1 protein-coding gene is annotated in these 933 nt (G+C 69.3%); it reads right to left on the reverse strand.

Annotation, left to right across the window (positions count from 1 at the left end; all coding sequences use genetic code 11):
* The coding region (locus TN53_RS41010) for an NB-ARC domain-containing protein (RefSeq protein ID WP_234441827.1) at positions 1-595 on the reverse strand (595 nt) is incomplete at its 3' end.
* Positions 596-933: the final 338 nt, after the last annotated feature.

Consider the following 933-nt stretch of genomic DNA (forward strand, 5'->3'; position numbering starts at 1 on the left):
CGGTGACAATTTGCAGGGCGAGCGGCAGTAATCCGCACAACCGGGCGATCTCTGCGGCCGACTCGGGCGCGTCCGTGACGCGGGTGTCGGACACGCCGTTCGCGGCAGTGAGGCCGTCTCCTAACAGTGCGACGGCCTCATCCAGCTGAAGCTCCATCAGCCGATGCATCCGCGCGCCGGGGACGCCGAGGGCGTACCGGGAGGTGATCAGTACGGAGGTGGCACCGCCGGACGGCACGAGGAGCCGTACGTCCTCGACGGCGGCCACGTTGTCGAGGACCACCAGCAACCTGCGGCCAGCGTCGGCGTACCTGCGCAGGATCGTCGCGTACAGCCGGGCGCGTTCCTGCACGTCGGCGGGTACGTGGTCGGCTGGTACGCCGAGTGCACGCAGGAAGCTGGCCAGCGCCTGCTCGGGCGGCAGACGGCGCTCGGGGTCGTAGCCGAAGAGATCCACGAATAGAACGCCGCCGGGGAACCAGCCTTCGCGGCGGAGCGCGCGGTCGGCGGCCTGGAGGACGAGTTCGGTCTTGCCGACGCCGGGCATGCCGGTGACGACGTGGGCTACGCAGTCGTGCGACTGGTCCGGGTCCAACGCCTGTGCGAGGTCATTGAGATACGCGTGTCGGCCGCTGAACAGCCGTGTGGGGGACGGGAGCCCGTCCAGGGCGGGGGTAATCCGCTCCGGGACCTGGAGGACGAAGTCACGGCCGACGTTGCCGACAGTGATGAGGTCGCCTGAGACCAGATTGTGGGAGGTCTCCTGGTAGAGGTCGCGGAAAGTGGGGGCGGGGGCCGACGCAGGCTCGGCCTCCTCAGCACTAGGGGCCGCGCCTTCCGGCTCAGGGCTTGCGGCCGATGGTGATGTCACGGCCGGCCGAACCGATCACCATCGCGTCGCCCTTGATCGTGTTGCGGGAGAGGGTCTGGGTC

Origin of the sequence: Streptomyces sp. WM6386 (genome assembly GCF_000972385.1) — a bacterium.
Lineage (GTDB): Bacteria > Actinomycetota > Actinomycetes > Streptomycetales > Streptomycetaceae > Streptomyces.